Origin of the sequence: Streptomyces sp. T39, assembly GCF_008042045.1 — a bacterium.
GTDB lineage: Bacteria > Actinomycetota > Actinomycetes > Streptomycetales > Streptomycetaceae > Streptomyces.
Genome location: NZ_RDBP01000012.1, coordinates 1,920,032 through 1,938,371 on the forward strand (window position 1 = coordinate 1,920,032; position 18,340 = coordinate 1,938,371).

The window sequence follows — 18,340 nt, forward strand, 5'->3', positions numbered from 1 at the left end:
ACATCGTGGACAACCTGATCGCGCTGCTCGTCGCGGCGCCCCTGCTCGGAGCGGCGGTGCTGCTCTGCGGCGGCCGTCGCCTCGACACGACGGGCCACTGGCTCGGCACCCTGTTCGCCGCCGCCTCCTTCGTCCTCGCCGCCGTGCTCTTCGCGGACATGCTCGGCAAGGACGCGGACGACCGCGCCCTCACCAGCACGCTGTACAGCTGGATCCCCGTCGAGGGCTTCCAGGCGGACATCGCCTTCCAGCTGGACCAGCTGTCGATGACCTTCGTCCTGCTGATCTCGGGCGTCGGCACCCTGATCCACATCTACTCCATCGGGTACATGGAGCACGACGAGCGGCGCCGCCGCTTCTTCGGCTACCTGAACCTCTTCCTCGCGGCGATGCTGCTGCTGGTCCTCGCGGACAACTACCTGCTGCTGTACGTCGGCTGGGAGGGTGTCGGTCTCGCGTCGTACCTGCTCATCGGCTTCTGGCAGCACAAGCCCAGCGCGGCGACGGCGGCCAAGAAGGCGTTCCTCGTCAACCGGGTGGGCGACATCGGCCTGTCGATCGCCATCATGCTGATGTTCACCACCTTCGGGACCTTCGCCTTCGGGCCGGTCCTCGGATCGGTGGGCGAGACCTCCGAGGGCACGCTGACGGCCATCGGCCTGATGCTGCTGCTCGCGGCGTGCGGCAAGTCGGCGCAGGTGCCGCTCCAGTCCTGGCTCGGCGACGCGATGGAGGGCCCGACCCCGGTCTCGGCCCTGATCCACGCGGCGACCATGGTGACCGCCGGCGTGTACCTCATCGTCCGGTCCGGCGCGATCTTCAACGCCGCCCCCGACGCACAGCTCGCCGTCGTCGTCGTCGGCGCGGTCACCCTGCTCTTCGGTGCGATCGTCGGTTGCGCGAAGGACGACATCAAGAAGGCGCTGGCCGGCTCGACCATGTCGCAGATCGGCTACATGGTCCTCGCGGCGGGCCTCGGCCCGATCGGCTACGCCTTCGCGATCATGCACCTGGTGACCCACGGCTTCTTCAAGGCCGGGCTCTTCCTCGGCGCGGGCTCGGTCATGCACGGCATGAACGACGAGGTCGACATGCGCCGCTACGGCGGGCTGCGGAAGTACATGCCGGTCACCTTCGTGACCTTCGGCCTCGGCTACCTCGCCATCATCGGCTTCCCGGGCCTGTCGGGCTTCTGGACCAAGGACACCATCATCGAGGCGGCGTTCTCCTACGGAGACGGCGCCCGCGCCTGGATCTTCGGCGGCATCGCGCTGCTGGGCGCCGGCATCACCGCGTTCTACATGACCCGCGTGATGATCATGACGTTCTTCGGCGAGAAGCGCTGGCAGCCCGACGCGGAGGGCCACGAGCCGCACCCGCACGAGTCGCCGAAGTCCATGACGATCCCGATGATCGTGCTCGCCTTCGGCTCGGTCTTCGCCGGCGCGTTCTTCGCGATCGGCGACCGGTTCGCCAACTGGCTGGCCCCGGTGACCGAGTTCGAGCACCCGCACCCGGTCATCAGCGTCCCGGCCATCACCGCGTCCACCGTCGTGGTGCTGGTGATCGGCGCGTCGATCGCCTGGGTGATGTACGGGCGCAAGCCGGTCCCGGTCACCGCGCCGCGCGGCTCGCTGCTCACCCGGGCCGCCCGACGCGACCTGCTCCAGGACGACTTCAACCACGTGGTCCTGGTCCGCGGCGGCGAGCACCTCACCCGCTCCCTGGTCTACGTCGACCACACCCTGGTCGACGGCGTGGTCAACGGCACGGCCGCCACGTTCGGCGGGCTCTCCGGCCGGCTGCGCAAGCTGCAGAACGGCTACGCCCGCAGCTACGCGGTCTCGATGTTCGGCGGTACGGCGGTCCTGATCGCCGCGACCCTGCTGATGAGGGCGGTCTGATATGTCCTTCCCGATCCTGACGGCAACGGCGGTGCTCCCGGCGGTGGGTGCGATCGCCACCGCCGCCGTCCCCGCCGCGCGGAGGACGGCCGCCAAATGGCTGGCGCTGCTCTTCTCGCTGGCCACGCTCGTGCTGGCCGCGGTCGTGCTCGTGCGGTTCGAGCCCGGTGGCGACCGCTACCAGCTCACCGAGTCCCACTCCTGGATCGCCGACTTCGGCGTCCGCTACGAACTGGGCGTCGACGGCATCGGCGTGGTGATGGTGGCGCTGACCGCGCTGCTGATCCCCTTCGTCGTCCTCGCCGGCTGGCACGACGCCGACCCGCAGGAGACCGGCAGCAAGCGCTGGCGGCCGACGCAGGGCTTCTTCGCCCTGATCCTGATGGTCGAGGCGATGGTGATCCTCTCCTTCGAGGCCACCGACGTCTTCCTCTTCTACATCCTGTTCGAAGCCATGCTCATCCCGATGTACTTCCTCATCGGCGGCTTCGGCGACCGGGCGCACAGCGGCAGCGAGGAGAACGCGGCGGCCCAGCGGTCCTACGCGGCGGTGAAGTTCCTCCTCTACAACCTGGTCGGCGGTCTGATCATGCTGGCCGCCGTCATCGGGCTGTACGTGGTCGCGGGGAGCTTCTCGCTCTCCGAGATCGCCGAGGCCCGCGCGAGCGGACAGTTCGAGATGGCGCAGAACACCGAGCGGCTGCTGTTCCTCGGCTTCTTCTTCGCCTTCGCCGTCAAGGCCCCGCTGTGGCCGCTGCACACCTGGCTGCCGAACGCGATGGGCGAGGCGACCGCACCGGTCGCCGTGCTGATCACGGCCGTCGTCGACAAGGTCGGCACCTTCGCGATGCTCCGCTTCTGCCTCCAGCTCTTCCCGGAGGCCAGCAAGTGGGCCACCCCGGTGATCATCGTGCTGGCGCTGATCAGCATCGTCTACGGGGCGCTGCTGGCGGTCGGCCAGCGGGACATCAAGCGCCTGGTCGCCTACGCCTCGATCTCGCACTTCGGCTTCATCGTGCTCGGCATCTTCGCGATGACCAGCCAGGCGCAGTCGGGCGCGACGCTGTACATGGTCAACCACGGCATCTCGACCGCCGCGCTGATGCTGGTCGCCGGCTTCCTGATCTCCCGTCGCGGGTCGCGTCTCATCGCGGACTACGGAGGTGTGCAGAAGGTCGCCCCGGTGCTCGCCGGCACATTCCTCGTCGGCGGCCTCGCGACCCTGTCGCTGCCCGGACTCGCGCCGTTCGTCAGCGAGTTCCTGGTGCTGGTCGGCACGTTCTCCGCGTATCCGGTGGCCGGTGTGATCGCGACCTCCGGCATCGTGCTCGCCGCGCTCTACACCCTGGTGCTCTACCAGCGCACCATGACCGGGCCGGTGAAGGCCGAGGTCAGCACCATGCCCGACCTGAAGGCACGTGAACTGGTGGTCGTCGCGCCGCTGATCGCGCTGCTGCTCTTCCTCGGCGTGTTCCCGAAGCCGCTGACGGAGATCGTCAACCCGGCCGTGGAGCACACGATGTCCGACGTACAGAAGCAGGACCCCCGGCCCGAGGTGGAGGCGGCCAAGTGAGCCAGACAGCTGTCCACAGCCTGTGGACAACAGCGGCGGAGGCCGAGCCGCTCGGCAGGATCCCCGCACCCCACATCGAGTACGACCAGCTGGCCCCGGTGCTGATCATCGTGGGTGCCGCCCTCGTCGGCATCCTCGTGGAAGCCTTCGTGCCGCGGCGGGCCAGGTACCACACCCAGCTGTTCGTGACCGTGGTCGCGCTCGCGGCCTCCTTCGCCGCGGTCGTCGGGCTCGCCGCGGGCGGATACGCCACGACGAAGGCGGGCATCGCCGCGATGGGCGCCATCGCGGTGGACGGCCCGGCGCTGTTCCTCCAGGGCACGATCCTGCTGGCGTCGGTCGTCGCGGTCTTCACCTTCGCCGAGCGCCGCCTCGACCCCGAGGCGCACGGCAACCGGATCGACTCGTTCGCCGCCGAACCGGCCGCCGTGCCCGGCAGCGACCAGGAGAAGGCCGCGGTCAAGGCCGGGTTCACCACCACCGAGGTGTTCCCGATCGCCCTGTTCGCGATCGCCGGCATGCTGGTGTTCCCGGCAGCCAACGACCTGCTGACCCTCTTCATCGCGCTGGAGGTCTTCTCCCTCCCGCTCTACCTGCTGTGCGCCCTGGCCCGCCGCAAGCGGCTCATGTCCCAGGAAGCGGCGGTGAAGTACTTCCTGCTGGGCGCCTTCTCCTCGGCGTTCCTGCTCTTCGGCATCGCGCTGCTCTACGGGTACGCGGGTTCCGTCTCGTACGCCCGGATCGCCGACGTCGTCGACGGCAGCGTCCGCTCGATCGACCCGGCGCTCGCCGACACCATGGGCAACGACGCGCTGCTGCTGATCGGCGGCGCGATGATCCTGATGGGCCTGCTCTTCAAGGTCGGTGCCGTGCCGTTCCACATGTGGACGCCCGACGTCTACCAGGGCGCCCCGACCCCGGTCACCGGCTTCATGGCCGCCGCGACCAAGGTCGCCGCCTTCGGCGCGCTGCTGCGTCTGCTCTACGTGGTGCTGCCGGGCCTGGCCTGGGACTGGCGGCCGGTCATGTGGGCGGTCTCCATCGTCACGATGCTGGGCGGCGCGATCGTCGCCATCACCCAGACGGACATCAAGCGCCTGCTGGCGTACTCGTCGATCGCGCACGCCGGCTTCATCCTCGCCGGTGTGATCGCCACGACCCCCTCGGGTGTCTCGTCCGTCCTCTTCTACCTGCTCGCGTACTCCTTCGTGACCATCGGCGCCTTCGCGGTGGTCACCCTGGTCCGCGACGCGGGCGGCGAGGCGACCCACCTGTCCAAGTGGGCCGGGCTGGGGCGGCGTTCGCCGCTGGTGGCGGCGGTCTTCGCGGTCTTCCTGCTCGCCTTCGCCGGCATCCCGCTGACGTCGGGCTTCGCCGGCAAGTTCGCCGTCTTCAAGGCGGCGGCGGAGGGCGGCGCCGGCGCGCTGGTCGTGGTGGGTGTGATCTCGTCGGCCATCGCCGCGTTCTTCTACATCCGGGTCATCGTGCTGATGTTCTTCAGCGAGCCGAAGCCGGAGGGCCCGACCGTCGCCGTGCCGTCGCCGCTGACGATCACCACGATCGGCGTCGGTGTCGCCGTCACCCTGGTGCTCGGCGTCGCCCCGCAGTACTTCCTGGACCTGGCGAACCAGGCGGGCACCTTCGTCCGCTGACCCACCGGCCCACGACACGCCGAAGGTCCGGCGCCTCCCTCGGGGGAGGCGCCGGACCTTCGGCATGCGGGGCCACCGGCCGGGGGCGGGCGCCGCCGCTCGGCGGTGATCGCCGTCGGATCCAGATCGACGGGGAACGGGGCGTCGACCTTCATCCGGTCGTGGAAGACGCCCCGCCGGCGTGCAGGCGCCGGCGCCCGGCTCCGGCTCGACGACGCGGACGACCGGCTTCCCCCGCTGGTTCTGCACCCGCCGGTAGTGGCGGATCCTCGCCCGGGCGTACTCGAGCGGCGCGGTCTCCCGGTCCCGGGTCGGCGACTCGGGCGGGACCACCTCGATGGCGGGCAGCACCGTCTGGACGCACGTGTGTAGGGATCATCCCGTGGTGACCCGCCCAGGTGGCGACGGCCGGACCGCGCGAGGTGGCACCGACCGGCTCGCGCATCGCCGCGCGCGCCGCCGCGAAGGCCGGGCCCCGCGAAGGCCGGGCCGCGATCACCGCCGAGCGGCGGCGCCCGCCCCCGGCCGGTGGCCCCGCATGCCGAAGGTCCGGCGCCTCCCCCGAGGGAGGCGCCGGACCTTCGGCGTGTCGTGGGCCGGTGGGTCAGCGGACGAAGGTGCCCGCCTGGTTCGCCAGGTCCAGGAAGTACTGCGGGGCGGAGGGGTGGCGGAGGAGGGCGAGGACGGTGGCCTTGCGGACGTCGGCGTTGAGGTCCCCGAGGGCCTCGGCGAGGGCCGGCACCGCGTCGGCGGCCGCGGCCGCGCCGAGGGCCTTCGCCGCGCCCGCGCGGACCTGCCAGGCCGGGTCGGCGAGGGCGGCCCGGGCCGCGGCGGCCAGGTCCGCCGGGCAGCCCGCCGTGCCCAGAGCCTCGTAGGCGGCCGCCCGCACCAGCGGGTCCGGGTCGCCGGTCAGCCGCGTCAGGGGCGCCAGTACCCCGGGCACGGTCACCGACGCCAGCCCCCTGGCCGCGGCCACCCGCACCTCGCGGGCCGCGTCGGCGGCGGCGCGGGCCAGGTCCGCCACGGCGTCGACGGAGACCAGCGCCCGCACGGCCGCGATCCGGACGCCGATCTCCGGTGAGGCGAGCGCCCCGGCGTAGGCCGGGGCCGCGCCCAGGCGCAGCTCCCGCAGCACGTCGAGGGCGGCCGCCGGGACGACGGGGTCGGCGGCGGCGAGGGCGGCGAGCAGCAGGTCACGGAGCGCGGGGTCGGGCGGCAGGGTCTCCACCAGTTCGCGCAGCGACTCGGCGGCCGCCGCCCGGACCCCGGCGTCGGTGTCGGCGAGCGCCCCGGCGAGGGCGGGACCGGTGCCGTCGGGGGCGGTCTCGGTGAGCGCGGCGACGGCCGCGCGGCGCACCGCCGGGTCGGGATCGGCCAGGTAGGGCCGCAGGGCGCGGAGTTCGGGGTCGCTCTCGGCGAGTGCCAGCAGTTCCAGGATCCGGGGCGAGGCCGTGGCGGGCCCGGCCTTCGCGGCGGCGCGCGCGGCGATGCGCGAGCCGGTCGGTGCCACCTCGCGCGGTCCGGCCGTCGCCACCTGGGCGAGCGCGACCTCCCCGAGATGACGTGACGGGCCGCCGACGGGGGCGTACTCGTCGACCGGCACCAGGTACGGCGCCACCGGCCGGGCGGTGAACTCCATCGCTCCCGAAGCCGACTTGCGCAGGTCGAGGTGGTGCAGCCAGCCCTCGTCGTCGGTGCCGGGATGGTCGGTCCGCTGGTGGTAGAGGCCCCACCGGGATTCGGTGCGGGCCAGCGAGGCGCGTGCCGCCATCTCCGCGCAGTCGCGAATGAAGGACACCTCCGCGCAGCGCATCAGCTCGTGCGGGGTCGTGGCGCCCATCGCGGCGATCTCGCCGCGCATCCGCTCGAAGTGCTCCACGGCGAGCGAGAGCCGGGCCCCGCTCTTCGGCGGGGCGACGTAGTCGTTGACGAAGCGGCGCAGCTTGTACTCCACCTGGGGCTGCGGCGGCCCGTCGGGGTTGCGCAGCGGCCGGTACACCAGCTCGTGCGCCTCGCGCAGCTGGTCGGCGGGGAGTTCGCCCTCGTACGCGCGGTATTGGGCCGCGTCCTCGCCCGCGAGATCCCCGAAGACGAACGCGCCGATCATGTAGTTGTGCGGGACGCAGGCGAGGTCGCCGGCGGCGTACAGCCGGGGCACGGTGGTGCGGGCGTGGTCGTCGACGCGCACGCCCGAGGCCGAGTGCCCGCCGCACAGGCCGATCTCGGAGATGTGCATCTCGATGTCGTGGGTGCGGTAGTCGTGGCCGCGGTTCGCGTGGAACGTGCCGCGGGTGGGGCGTTCGGTGGTGTGCAGGATGCCCTCCAGCGCGGCCACCGACTCCTCGGGCAGATGGCTGAGCTTCAGGTAGACCGGGCCCCGGTCGGAGGCCAGCTCCTCCGCGAACTCGGCCATCATCCGGCCCGACCAGTAGTCGGAGTCGACGAAGCGCTCGCCGTGCCGGTTGACCTGGTAGCCGCCGAACGGGTTGGCGACGTAGGCGCAGGCCGGGCCGTTGTAGTCCTTGATCAGCGGGTTGATCTGGAAGCACTCGATGCCGGTGAGCTCGGCGCCGGCGTGATAGGCCATCGCGTAGCCGTCGCCCGCGTTGGTCGGGTTCTCGTAGGTGCCGTAGAGGTAGCCCGACGCGGGCAGGCCGAGGCGTCCCGCGGCGCCCGTCGCCAGGACGACGGCGCCCGCCCGGACGACGACGAACCGTCCGGTGCGGGTGTCGAACCCGGCCGCGCCGACGGCCCGCCCGTCGTGGGTCAGCACGCGCACCGGCATCACCCGGTTCTCGATGCGGATGCGTTCGCGCATCTCCCTGCGGCGCAGCTGCCGGTAGAGCACCTTCTTGACGTCCTTGCCCTCGGGCATGGGCAGCACGTACGAGCCCGACCGGTGGACCTGCCGCACCGCGTACTCGCCGTGTTCGTCCTTCTCGAACTTCACCCCGTACGACTCCAGCCGCTGCACCATCGCGAAACCGCGGGTGGCCGTCTGCCGGACGGTGGACTGGTCGACGATCCCGTCGTTGGCGCGGGTGATCTCGGCGACGTAGTCGTCGGGCTCGGCCCGCCCCGGCACGACGGCGTTGTTCACGCCGTCCATGCCCATGGCGAGTGCGCCGGAGTGCCGCACGTGCGCCTTCTCCAGGAGGAGCACGTCGGCTCCGTGCTCGGCCGCCGTGAGCGCGGCCATGGTCCCGGCGGTGCCGCCGCCCACGACGAGCACGTCGCAGCTGATCTCGTCCGCGTCCTCGATGGCCGGAATCCGCATGGCTGGGCCCTTCCTTGTTCCGTGGGTGTGTCGGTCGCCGGCGAGCGGGCGGGGAGACGTCCGTCGTCGGCGGGCGGGACGAGGCGGCGTTCGTCTCGTCGGGGGAGGCGCGGGGAGGCGCGGAGGCGCGCGGAGGCGTCAGCCGTCGCCGCGGGCGGCGAGCGGGCGGGCGTCCTCGTCGAGGGAGGCGAGGACCGTGCGCCGCAGGGCTTCCGTGCGCGGGTCGGTACGGGCGTCCCGGTCCCGGGGCCGGGGCACGCCCAGGACGTCGAGCACCGTGCCGCGGCCGAGGAGCGCCACCCGGTCGCCGAGCAGGAGCGCCTCGTCGACGTCGTGGGTGACGAAGACGACGGTGGCGCCGGTGCCGCCCAGCACCTCGACGAGGAGCTGCTGCATCCCGGCCCGGGTCCGGGCGTCCAGGGCGCCGAACGGCTCGTCCATCAGGACGGCGCGCGGCTCGCCCGCGAGGGCACGGGCCAGCTGGACGCGCTGCCGCTGGCCGCCGGAGAGCCGGTGGGGGTACTTGTCCCCGTGGCCCGTGAGCCCCGTCCGCTCCAGCCACGCCTCGGCCGTCGCGCGCCGGGCGGCACGCGGCACGCCCTTGACGGCGAGCGGCAGTTCGACGTTGCGGCGCACGGTCCGCCAGGGCAGGAGCGCGTCCTCCTGGAAGACCAGCGCCCGTTCCGCGCCGGGCCCGCGCACGGTCTCGCCGTCCTGGGTGACCTCGCCGGAGAGCGGGGGCAGCAGCCCGGCGAGGGTGCGCAGCAGGGTGGACTTGCCGCAGCCCGAAGGGCCGACGACGGCGAGGACCTCGCCGGGGACGACGTCCAGGTCCACGCCCTCCAGCACGGCCCCGCCCTCCCCCCGGCGGCCCAGGGCCGCCGAGCGCAGCCCGAGCCTGGTTCCGGGGGCCGTGCTCGCGGTGGCGTCGACGGCGCCCGCGGTCGTGGTGCTCATCGGTGCTCCTCGGTGGTGTGGGCCGTGCTCCTGGGCAGCCAGCGCGTCACCCGGCGGCCCGCCACCTCGACCGCGGTGGAGGTGAGCCAGCCGAGCACGCCGATGGTGACCATGCCGACGAGGACGCCCGGGTAGTCGACGACCGTGTAGTCCTGCCAGGTGCGGTAGCCCACCCCGTACTCGCCGGAGATCATCTCGGCCGAGATCACGCAGATCCACGACACCCCGATGCCCACGGAGAGCCCGCCGAGGATGCCGGGCAGGGCGCCCGGCAGGACCACCGACCACAGCACCCGGCCGCGGCCGCCGCCCATGGTCCGCACCGCTTCCTCCCAGACGGGCGCCAGGGCGCGGACCGCGTGCCGGGTGGAGACCGCGACCGGGAAGAAGGCCGCGGTGAAGGTGATGAAGACGATGCCCTGCTCGTTGCTGGGGAAGAGCAGGATCGCGACCGGCACCAGGGCGATCGCCGGTATCGGGCGCAGCACCTCCAGCAGCGGTCCGACGACGTCCTCGGCCACCCGCGAGCGGGCGACCGCCGTGCCGACGGCGACACCGGCGAGGGCCGCCAGCAGGAAGCCGGTCACGATCCGGGTGACGCTGTCGGTCAGGTCCTGCCAGTACGTAGCGCCCCCGACGCGCTGCCCGAAGGCCCGCGCCACCTCGGTGACCGTCGGGAACTGCTCGAACCGCAGCCACAGGTTCACGTCGTGGGCGGTCAGCAGCTGCCACAGCCCGAGCGCGCCGGCCAGCGACAGGGCGCGCAGGGTGAGGCGGGCGGCGCGGGTCATGAGGCCCGTTCCAGGGCCTGCTCGTAGGACACGGTGCGGGCTCCGGGGTGCCCGGCGATCCAGTCGGCGGCGGCGGACGGGGCGACGAACGGCAGCAGGCGCGCACCGTCGGCCACCCACACCGCCTTGTCGGCGAACCACTGCGTCCCGGTCGTGGTGTCGGGGACGTACGCCGCCCTGACGGTGCCGTCGCCCGCCGCCACCGCACGGAGCAGGGCGGTGGGATCGTCGTACGGTGTCGTGGTGCCGTCCTTGCGCCACACCTCGCCGCGGGCGGACGGGGCCTTCGCCGCGAGTGCCTCGTCGTAGCCGGCGCCGTGGGTGCGCCGCACGTACCGGTCGTCGACGAAGGAGTCCACGAACGTCTCCGCGTCCACGTCCCCGACGAGTCCGGCGGACGCCAGCACCGGGACGTCCTTCTTCAGCGCGGCGACGAGCTCCGGCTTGAGGGTGGTGTCGAAGGTGGCGATGCCGTGGGCGCCGTTGTAGAGGTAGACGACCTCGGCCGGGAGCCCGGTGGCCTCGGCGACGGACTCGGCCGCGGCGACCGGCTTCTCGCGCAGGTACTCCGTCGCACGGATCTGGGCGCGCAGGAAGTCCTCCAGCACGGCGGGGCGCTTCTCGGCGAAGTCCTCGCGGGCGGTGACCCCGTGGAAGGTCGGCAGGTCCAGGGCCGCGCCGTCGTAGAGGGCCTCGGCCCGCCCCTGGTAGGCGAGCAGTCCCGGCCAGGCCACGAACTGGGAGAGCGCGTCGGCACTGCCGGACTGGAGCGCGGAAGCGCCCACCGCGGGCTGCTGGTTGAGTTTGCGGATGTCCTCGAGCGGGTCCAGGCCCTCCTGCTGGAGGGCCCGCACCAGGGTGCCGTCGGCGGCGGATCCGACGCTGGTGGACACCTTCTTCCCCTTGAGGTCGCCCAGGGAGTCGAGGCGCGAACCGGGTGCGGTGACGATGGTGTTGAGCCCGCCGCGCAGGTTGTAGCCGGTGACGGAGACGAGGCGGGTGGGCCGGTCGAGCTGCCTGCCGCGCGCCGCGTTGAGCAGCAGGGGGAAGTCGCCCATGGAACCGATGTCGATCTTCCCGGCGGTCATCTGGGCGGTGATGGGGGCGCCGGTGGCGTAGTCCTGCCAGCGGACCTCGTAGGTGACGCCGTCGCGTGCGCCGCGCCTTTGAAGTTCCTCCTCGAAGTAGCCGAGGGAGCGCAGCAGGGTGCCGGCGGTGACGGTGTTGATGGTCTTGGACTGGTAGCCGACGGTCACGGTGACGGTGTCCGGTCCGCCGGCGTCCGCGTCGCCGCCGCAGCCGGCCGCGGCGGGGACGAGGAGCGCGAGCGCGAGCAGGGCGCGGGGTGCCGTGCGTTTCATGGGGGACGGGCCTCTCTCAGCGGAGCAGGTAGGGCATGTTGACCGTGACCGCGCCGGTGGGACACCGGGCGGCGCACGGGCCGCAGTACCAGCACTCGTCCACGTGCATGTAGGCCTTGCCGTCGTCCTCGCGGATGGCGAGGGAGTCGAGCGGGCACATGTCGACGCACAGGGTGCAGCCGGTGATGCACTTCGACTCGTCGATGGTCACGGGCACGTCGGCCCGCTGGGGCGCCAGAGGCATGGCGGTCTCCAGGAGTGGCGGGAGAGGGCGGGAGGGGCACGCCGCGGCGTACCGGGGCGGTCGGTCCGCGGGTGCGGGCCGGCCGGGTCAGCCGGCGCGGTGGAGCAGTCCGCTCATGGCGATGCGGTCGCCGCGGAACCGGATGAACTCCAGATCCACGGGGCGTCCGTCGCGCAGATGGGTGAGCCGTTCCAGCATCAGCACGGCGGCGCCGCGCGGCGCCTGCAGGACGGCCGCGGAGTGCGCGTCGGCGTTGACGGCCTCCAGGGTGATGTCCGCCGTGCCGAGCGGCTGCCCGGTGAGGCGTTCCAGCAGCCGGAACACGTCGTTGTGCTCCAGGTCGCAGTCGAGCAGGCCCGAACCGATGTCCATCGGGATGTAGGTGAGGTCCAGGGAGAGGGGCAGACCGCCGAGGCGGCGCAGCCGTTCGATGTAGAGCACCTCGGAGTGCTCGGCGACGCCCAGCCGCCGCGCCACCGGTCCGGGGGCGGTGACCGGGCCCACGGTCCGCACCTCGTTGGTGACGGTGCCGTGTTCACGGAGGGTCTCGGCGAGGCCCTGGAGGCGGTCGAGGCCGTGCGGGTACTTCTCGGCGACCACCACCGTGCCGACACCGGGCTGCCGTTCGATCAGCCCTTCCGCCCGCAGCAGGTCCAGCGCCTGCCGGACGGTGTTGCGCGACACCCGGTAGTCGGCCCCGATGGTGCCCTCCAGGGGGAGGACGCCGCCGGGGAAGCCGGCCGTGCGGATCTGGTGCCGCAGCAGATCGGCGAGCTGCCGCGCCTGGTCCGCGCGCAGCCGTCGCCGGCGGGCGGCGGCGACGGGCACTGCGTGCTCACGGATGCGTTCGGCTGGCATGCGACGGACCCTACCGAGGCGGTGCGCGCCATGGTGTTGCCGCAGTATTGCGCCACCTGAGGCCCTGTCGGCACTGCGCTGACCTGGGGCTTCGTGGAGCGGTCGGAAAGATCTGCCACTTGTGCGCCACCTGGGCCGCCCGTGCGGGGGCCCACGGCCCCGTTCCGCGCCGGGGCGGCGCGTGGCATGGTGTGGCGGCCCAACAGGTCCGGACCAATGGTCCGTCGGTGAGGGAGCGAGACGATGCGCGGCACCACCGTGACACCGGGAACGGCCCCGTGCCGGACGTCCGGGGAGGACGTTCTGCCCATGCACCGGCTGGAGGTGCCGATGCCCAACGCGATGCCCTTCGCGATCGGCACCTTCGACACCATCGGCCCGATGTCACGGGCCGACTTCCCGCACCGCCACACCTTCTGGGAGATCGTCCACGTCACCGGCGGCACCGGCGCCCATGTGGTGGACCTGGCCCGCTGGGAGCTGGCTCCGCCCCACCTGTGCGTGATCGCGCCGGGGCAGGTCCACCACTGGGAGGACGCCCGGCACCTGGACGGCTCGGTCGTGCTGTTCACCGACGGCTTCCTCCGCGACCACCCCGGCGACCGGGACCTGCTGCGCGAGCTCGGCGGACGGCCGTGGCTGACCCTGGACGACGCCGGGCACTCCGGCGTCGCCCGGCTCGTCGCCGAACTCGCCGACGAGTACGCGCGCGGGGCCCAGGGCTTCGACTCCGTGCTGCGCGCGCTGCTCCATGTGCTCGTCGTCCGTGCGTCCCGGATGACGGGGAGCGCCGCCCCGCCGGACGGAGCGGTGCCCGCCCCGTCCGGCGAGAACGGGCCGGGGCGGGCCGCCTCGGTCGCCGGGGAGTTCACCCGGCTGATCGGCGGCAACGACCCGGCCCTGTGGTCGGTGAGCGCCTGCGCCGGCCGGATCGGCGTCACGGCCGGCTATCTGGCCGAGGCGGTCAAGGCGGCCACCGGCCGCACCCCGGGGGAGCTGGTGCGCGCCGCCCGCACCCACGAGGCGCAACGGCTGCTCGCGCGCACCGACCTGTCGGTGCGCCAGGTGGCCGGACGGGTCGGTTTCGGCGACCCGGCCTACTTCTGCCGCTTCTTCCGCAGGGAGACCGGGATCAGCCCCGGGGACTTCCGGCGCGGCGCGGATATTCACCACGAACACCGGATCGAGTCCATCGCCCGCACCGAGCGCCGAGCCTAGGTTCGAAGCCGATCCCGAAGCCCCCACAAGGAGCAGACATGGACGGCGAGACCACCCCCGGCGAGACGTCATCCCGCGCGGAGCAGGGCGCACCCGCCCGGCATCCCAGCCGCAAGACGGTGCTGCGCGCCGCGCTCGCCGCGTCCGTCGCGGCGCCGGCCGTCCTGATGGGCGTCCCGGCGCTGGCCCGCACCGCGGGCGCGGGCGGCACCGCGCCGCAGGTGACCCCCGAGTGCGACGACGGCGACGACCCGACGCCCCCGCAGACCGAGGGCCCCTACTTCAAGCCCTCCTCGCCGCGCCGCACCTCGCTGCTGGAGCCCGGCACCCCCGGCACCCGGCTCACCGTCACCGGATACGTCTTCGGTCTGGCGTGCCGGCCGATCGCGAACACGCTGCTGGACTTCTGGCAGGCCGACGTCAACGGCGCCTACGACAACACGGGCTTCCGCTTCCGCGGCCACCAGTACACCGATGCGAACGGCGCCTTCAGCCTGACCACGATCGTCCCCGGCCTCTATCCGGGCCGGACCCGGCACATCCACGTCAAGGTGCAGGCTCCCGGGCGTCCGGTGCTGACCACCCAGCTCTACTTCCCGGGCGAGCCGCGCAACTCCACGGACACCATCTTCGACCCGCGCCTGCTGATGACCGTGCGGGACGCCGGCGGCGCGAAGGAGGCCGCCTTCGACTTCGTGCTGAACGTGCCGCAGACCCCGGGCCCCTCGCCGACCGGGGGGCCGACCACGCCGCCGCCCGGCGGCAGTTGGGCGGCGGGCACCTCGTACACGGCCGGCACCCGAGTCACCCACGGCGGCGCCGCGTACGTCTGCCTCCAGACCCACCTGGCCCAGCCCGGCTGGGAGCCCCCGGCGGTCCCCGCCCTGTGGCGGGCCGTCTGACCACCGGGCCGCCCGTCACCATCCGACCACCGCGGTACGACGCCGGGCCCCGGCACCCCTGAGCCGGGGGTGCCGGGGCCCGGTCGTGACCGCGTCGCGGGGGAACGGCCCCGGGGCGGTCAGGGCGCCGGAACGATCCTCCCCGTGACCTCGCCGAGTCCCACGCGCACCCCGTCCGGGCCGGGGGCCCACGCGGTGAGGGTGACCTCGTCGCCGTCCTCCAGGAAAGTGCGCTTGCCGTCCGCGAGATCGATCGGGTCGCGGCCGTTCCACGTCAGCTCCAGCAGCGAACCGCGCTGGTGCACCTCGGGCCCGCTGACCGTGCCCGAGCCGTACACGTCGCCGGTGCGCAGCGACGCGCCGTTGACCGTCATATGGGCGAGCTGCTGCGCGGCGGTCCAGTACATGGAGGCGAACGGCGGTTCCGCCACCACCGTGCCGTTGATCGCCACCGAGATCCGCAGGTCGAAGCCGCCGGGCTCCTCCTCCGCGGCGTCGTCGAGGTAGGGCAGCGGCCGGACGTCCCGGGCGGGCGGCGCGGTGCGCGCCGCGTCGAGCGCCTCCAGGGGGGTCACCCACGCGGACACGGACGTCGCGAAGGACTTGCCGAGGAACGGGCCGAGCGGCACGTACTCCCAGGCCTGGATGTCGCGCGCCGACCAGTCGTTGAGCAGGAAGAGCCCGAACACGTGGTCGCGGAAGGCGTCCAGCGGCACCGGGCTGCCGAGCGCGGAGGGGGTGCCGACGACGAAGCCGACCTCGGCCTCGATGTCCAGCTTGACGGAGGGCCCGAAGACGGGCGCCGCGTCGGCGGGGGCCTTCCGCTGGCCCGACGGGCGGACGACGTCGGTCCCGGAGACCACGATCGTGCCCGACCTGCCGTGGTAACCGATCGGCAGATGCTTCCAGTTGGGCGTGAGCGCGTCGCCGTCCGGGCGGAAGATCCGGCCGACGTTGGTGGCGTGGTTCTCGCTCGCGTAGAAGTCGACGTAGTCCGCCACCTCGTAGGGCAGGTGCATCGTCACGGCGCCGACCGGGTGCAGCAGGGGCTCTATGTCCGGCCGGTGGGCCGGGACCGTGACCCACGCGGTGAGCGCCCGGCGCACGTCGCGCCAGGCGGTGCGCCCGGCGGCGAGCAGCGGGCCGAGGCTCGGCTGGGCGAGCAGATCCGCGTACGGGGAGCCGAGCGCGAGGGCGGCCGCCCCTGCGTCGAGCACGTGGTCGCCGATCCGCACGCCGAGCCTGCGGCGCTCCGGTTCGTCCGCTGTGGTGAAAACGCCGTACGGGAGGTTGTGCGGGCCGAAGGGATCGCCCTCGGCCAGATCGAGCGGGCTCTGCTCGGACATCGGTGCCTGCCTCGCTTTCCACGGGTGTGGACGACACGTTACGTGGGCCTCACCGGTGCACGGGAGCGTCCCGGGCCGCCGCCGCGGGTCACCCGGCGGGGGAGGGGAAGCGTTCCTCCCAGGTGCGGTGGAAGACCACCTCGTCCCCGTCGCGGCAGACCAGTTCGTCGGTGGTCGAGAAGCCCTCCGCGTCCCGCACGGTGGTCGAGGTCGCCTCGACCCGGGCGTCCCAGCCCGACGCGGGCCGGTGGAGCCGGACCGTGCGGACGCTGTGCGCGCGGGCGGAGAGGGGATCGCCGTCCCGGATCGTGTACGTCTCGTGCGCCTCCTCGGTGTACTCCAGGCCGTCCGGGTGCACCTGGGTGCCGCCGGGGTGGGGCGTGGACTCCAGCGTCCACAGCCCCTCGGCGACGTCCCGGGTGACCAGCAGGCGCGGCCGGCCGGCGTCGAAGGTCTGGGGGACGGCGACGGCGGGCGGCGCCGCGTGCTCGGGCTCGGGGACGGGCGGCGGCCCGTCCGCCGGGCCGCCGCCCGGCCCGAGCACGGGCAGGGCGAGGCGGGAGCCCGCCGGGTCCAGGACGAAACCGCCGGCCCCCGGCTCCGGCCAGACCCAGGGCCAGTACGCCGACGAGACGGCGAGCCGGATGCGGTGGCCCGGCGCGAAGACGTGCGCGGCCAGCGACAGCGCCACCTCGACGACCCGCCCGGGGCCTGCGCCCGCCTCCGCGCCCGGCGGTTCGCCGCCCCGCGTCCCGCCCGCGCCCGGCGGTTCGCCGCCCCGCGTCCCGCCCGCGGCGGGCGGTTCGCCGCCCGTCCCCGCGCCGCCGGCCGCCGGCTCCCCGGCGGAGCCCGCCTCGTCGCCCCGCGGCAGGAGTACGCCCCGGGTCACGAGCACGGAGGTGCCGTCCGGGGTCACGTCGCACAGCCGGGCCACGACGGGGCCGATCGGCCGCGGCGCGCGCAGGTTCAGGGTCAGCCCGGGCCGGCCGAGGACGGTGACCGGCTCCTCGCCGACGGGGAACTCGAAGCACACCGACCGCGCGTCCTCCTCGCGCTGGTCCGGCGGCAGGTCCCCGGCACTCCCGGCCGGGCGGAAGGCGCCCGCGTCGATGCCCGTGTGCGGGGGCGACGCCACCCGGACGGGGCCGCCGCCGAGGGCGTACGGCACCTCGGTGACCCGCGGCGACGGCCCGCCGGCCGTCGTCCAGCCGCCCCGGGCCGGGGCGGCGGCCCCGAGCCGGCAGCGCAGCGGCGGCCAGGGGGCCTCGTCCGTGTCGCGGTCCCCCAGCCAACGGTCCCACCAGCGCAGCGTCTCCTGGAGGAAGCCGATGCCGTCGTCCGTCCCGGTGGCGCGGTCCGGATAGCCGTGCGGCCAGGGGCCGACCAGGCCGCTCACCCGGCCCTCGGGCAGCCGCTCGACGAGACGCAGCACACTGTCCCTGGCCGGGTCGTGCAGAGCGCCGACCGCGAGCACGGCGGCCCGGACGGCCCGGGTGTCGTCGCCGACACCGGCGCTCTGCCAGTACGCGTCCCGCCGCGGGTGCGCCAGCCAGGTGTGGCCCGCCGGCTCCACCGCCGCGAGGCGGCGCAGCCACGTCTCCCGCCATCCCTCCCCCGTGTACCGCGGGTCGGGCGGCCGCGCCGCGTGCGCGAGGCGGGCCGCCCCGCCGCCGTGCAGGCCCCGGCCGGTCACCGCCCCGCCCAGGTAGGGGCCGTCGCCGTCGTACGGGTCGTCGCTCGCGCAGACGGCCACCACCGCCCGCAGCGGCCCGGGCGCCAGCGCGGCGACCTGGAGCGCGCAGCGGCCGCCCGGCCCGACGCCGAACATGCCCACCCGCCCGGTGCACCACGGCTGCCGGGCCAGCCACTCCACGACGGCCACGCCGTCCGCGAGCTCGCCCGCCCCGCACTCGTCGCCCGGTACACCGCCGCTGTTGCCGTGGCCGCGGACGTCCACCCGTACGGAGGCGTAGCCGTGGCCCGCGTACCAGGGATGGCGTTCCCCGTCCCGTACGGCGGAGGCGTCGGTCAGCCGGTCCGGGGCGTACTCCAGCAGGGCGGGCACGGGCGGGCCGCTCACCGGCCGCCAGACGCGCGCGTGCAGGGTGACGCCGTCCGGGAGGGGGACGCGGACGTCCTCGCGGACCGTCTCGTGGGGGAAGTCGGTGCGGGTGCGCATGGCGGGTCCCCTGCGGGACGGCCCGCGGCGCGGCCCTCCCGCCGGGGCGGTCGGGAGCCCGCGGGGAGGGCCGCGCCG

At 73.9% G+C, this 18,340-nt stretch carries 13 protein-coding genes; 5 read left to right on the forward strand and 8 right to left on the reverse strand.

Annotated elements, in window-relative coordinates; translation table 11 throughout:
- Nucleotides 1-5: 5 nt before the first annotated feature.
- Genes nuoL through nuoN form a run of 3 tightly spaced genes read left to right on the forward strand, consistent with a single transcriptional unit; the run spans nucleotide 6 to nucleotide 5,129 of the window.
- Nucleotides 6-1,904: an NADH-quinone oxidoreductase subunit L gene (gene nuoL / locus EAO77_RS09690; RefSeq protein ID WP_147987616.1), complete on the forward strand. Its 1,899-nt coding sequence runs from the start codon at nucleotides 6-8 to the stop codon at nucleotides 1,902-1,904.
- Between the two features lies 1 nt (nucleotide 1,905).
- Nucleotides 1,906-3,477 carry an NADH-quinone oxidoreductase subunit M gene (locus EAO77_RS09695; protein WP_147987617.1) on the forward strand — a complete coding sequence of 524 codons (1,572 nt, stop codon included), beginning with the start codon at nucleotides 1,906-1,908 and terminating at the stop codon, nucleotides 3,475-3,477.
- On the forward strand, nucleotides 3,474-5,129 hold the full coding sequence (nuoN, locus tag EAO77_RS09700) for an NADH-quinone oxidoreductase subunit NuoN (RefSeq protein WP_147987618.1): 1,656 nt from the start codon (nucleotides 3,474-3,476) through the stop codon (nucleotides 5,127-5,129). Before EAO77_RS09695 ends, nuoN begins: the two co-directional genes overlap by 4 nt.
- A 604-nt stretch (nucleotides 5,130-5,733) precedes the next feature.
- Here nuoN and EAO77_RS09705 read toward each other — a convergent pair.
- The 6 genes from EAO77_RS09705 to EAO77_RS09730 all read right to left on the reverse strand — a co-directional run bounded on the left by EAO77_RS09705 (nucleotide 5,734) and on the right by EAO77_RS09730 (nucleotide 12,617).
- Nucleotides 5,734-8,406, reverse strand: a complete 2,673-nt coding sequence (locus EAO77_RS09705; protein ID WP_147987619.1) for a fumarate reductase/succinate dehydrogenase flavoprotein subunit — start codon at nucleotides 8,404-8,406, stop codon at nucleotides 5,734-5,736.
- 138 nt (nucleotides 8,407-8,544) lie between these two features.
- Entirely contained in the window at nucleotides 8,545-9,363 is an 819-nt protein-coding gene (locus EAO77_RS09710) for an ABC transporter ATP-binding protein (protein WP_147987620.1), read from the reverse strand.
- Nucleotides 9,360-10,154 (reverse strand): ABC transporter permease, encoded by a 795-nt coding sequence (locus EAO77_RS09715; RefSeq protein WP_147987621.1) that lies wholly within the window; start codon nucleotides 10,152-10,154, stop codon nucleotides 9,360-9,362. Before EAO77_RS09715 ends, EAO77_RS09710 begins: the two co-directional genes overlap by 4 nt.
- Nucleotides 10,151-11,515, reverse strand: coding sequence for an ABC transporter substrate-binding protein (locus tag EAO77_RS09720; protein ID WP_147987622.1), 1,365 nt, complete (start codon nucleotides 11,513-11,515; stop codon nucleotides 10,151-10,153). The genes EAO77_RS09715 and EAO77_RS09720 overlap by 4 nt, the downstream gene beginning before the upstream one ends.
- Nucleotides 11,516-11,531: 16 nt before the next feature.
- Nucleotides 11,532-11,759 carry a ferredoxin family protein gene (locus EAO77_RS09725; RefSeq protein ID WP_147987623.1) on the reverse strand — a complete coding sequence of 76 codons (228 nt, stop codon included), beginning with the start codon at nucleotides 11,757-11,759 and terminating at the stop codon, nucleotides 11,532-11,534.
- Nucleotides 11,760-11,846: 87 nt separating this feature from the next.
- Complete coding sequence (locus EAO77_RS09730) at nucleotides 11,847-12,617, reverse strand: GntR family transcriptional regulator (RefSeq protein WP_147987624.1); 771 nt, start codon at nucleotides 12,615-12,617, stop codon at nucleotides 11,847-11,849.
- 243 nt (nucleotides 12,618-12,860) lie between these two features.
- Here EAO77_RS09730 and EAO77_RS09735 point away from each other — a divergent pair, with 243 nt between their 5' ends.
- Complete coding sequence (locus tag EAO77_RS09735) at nucleotides 12,861-13,835, forward strand: helix-turn-helix transcriptional regulator (protein ID WP_147987625.1); 975 nt, start codon at nucleotides 12,861-12,863, stop codon at nucleotides 13,833-13,835.
- Nucleotides 13,836-13,873: 38 nt separating this feature from the next.
- Nucleotides 13,874-14,737, forward strand: a complete 864-nt coding sequence (locus EAO77_RS09740) for a carbohydrate-binding protein (RefSeq protein ID WP_147987626.1) — start codon at nucleotides 13,874-13,876, stop codon at nucleotides 14,735-14,737.
- 119 nt (nucleotides 14,738-14,856) lie between these two features.
- Here the strand turns inward: EAO77_RS09740 and fahA are convergent, their stop codons facing one another.
- Both fahA and EAO77_RS09750 read right to left on the reverse strand, forming a co-directional pair.
- The gene (fahA, locus tag EAO77_RS09745) at nucleotides 14,857-16,083 is read right to left on the reverse strand and encodes a fumarylacetoacetase (RefSeq protein ID WP_147987627.1); all 1,227 of its coding nucleotides are present in this window, start codon (nucleotides 16,081-16,083) and stop codon (nucleotides 14,857-14,859) included.
- Between the two features lie 88 nt (nucleotides 16,084-16,171).
- A complete protein-coding gene (locus EAO77_RS09750) occupies nucleotides 16,172-18,262 on the reverse strand; it encodes a CocE/NonD family hydrolase (RefSeq protein WP_147987628.1) in 2,091 nt (696 codons plus the stop codon).
- Nucleotides 18,263-18,340: the final 78 nt, after the last annotated feature.

Bases quoted from the DNA above. Each gene is read 5' to 3' on its own strand.
- EAO77_RS09695 (WP_147987617.1), top strand. From the start codon at position 1,906: ATGTCCTTCCCGATCCTGACGGCAACGGCGGTGCTCCCGGCGGTGGGT.
- EAO77_RS09705 (WP_147987619.1), bottom strand. From the start codon at position 8,406: ATGCGGATTCCGGCCATCGAGGACGCGGACGAGATCAGCTGCGACGTG.
- EAO77_RS09710 (WP_147987620.1), bottom strand. From the start codon at position 9,363: ATGAGCACCACGACCGCGGGCGCCGTCGACGCCACCGCGAGCACGGCC.
- EAO77_RS09715 (WP_147987621.1), bottom strand. From the start codon at position 10,154: ATGACCCGCGCCGCCCGCCTCACCCTGCGCGCCCTGTCGCTGGCCGGC.
- EAO77_RS09720 (WP_147987622.1), bottom strand. From the start codon at position 11,515: ATGAAACGCACGGCACCCCGCGCCCTGCTCGCGCTCGCGCTCCTCGTC.
- EAO77_RS09725 (WP_147987623.1), bottom strand. From the start codon at position 11,759: ATGCCTCTGGCGCCCCAGCGGGCCGACGTGCCCGTGACCATCGACGAG.
- EAO77_RS09730 (WP_147987624.1), bottom strand. From the start codon at position 12,617: ATGCCAGCCGAACGCATCCGTGAGCACGCAGTGCCCGTCGCCGCCGCC.
- EAO77_RS09735 (WP_147987625.1), top strand. From the start codon at position 12,861: ATGCGCGGCACCACCGTGACACCGGGAACGGCCCCGTGCCGGACGTCC.
- EAO77_RS09740 (WP_147987626.1), top strand. From the start codon at position 13,874: ATGGACGGCGAGACCACCCCCGGCGAGACGTCATCCCGCGCGGAGCAG.
- fahA (WP_147987627.1), bottom strand. From the start codon at position 16,083: ATGTCCGAGCAGAGCCCGCTCGATCTGGCCGAGGGCGATCCCTTCGGC.
- EAO77_RS09750 (WP_147987628.1), bottom strand. From the start codon at position 18,262: ATGCGCACCCGCACCGACTTCCCCCACGAGACGGTCCGCGAGGACGTC.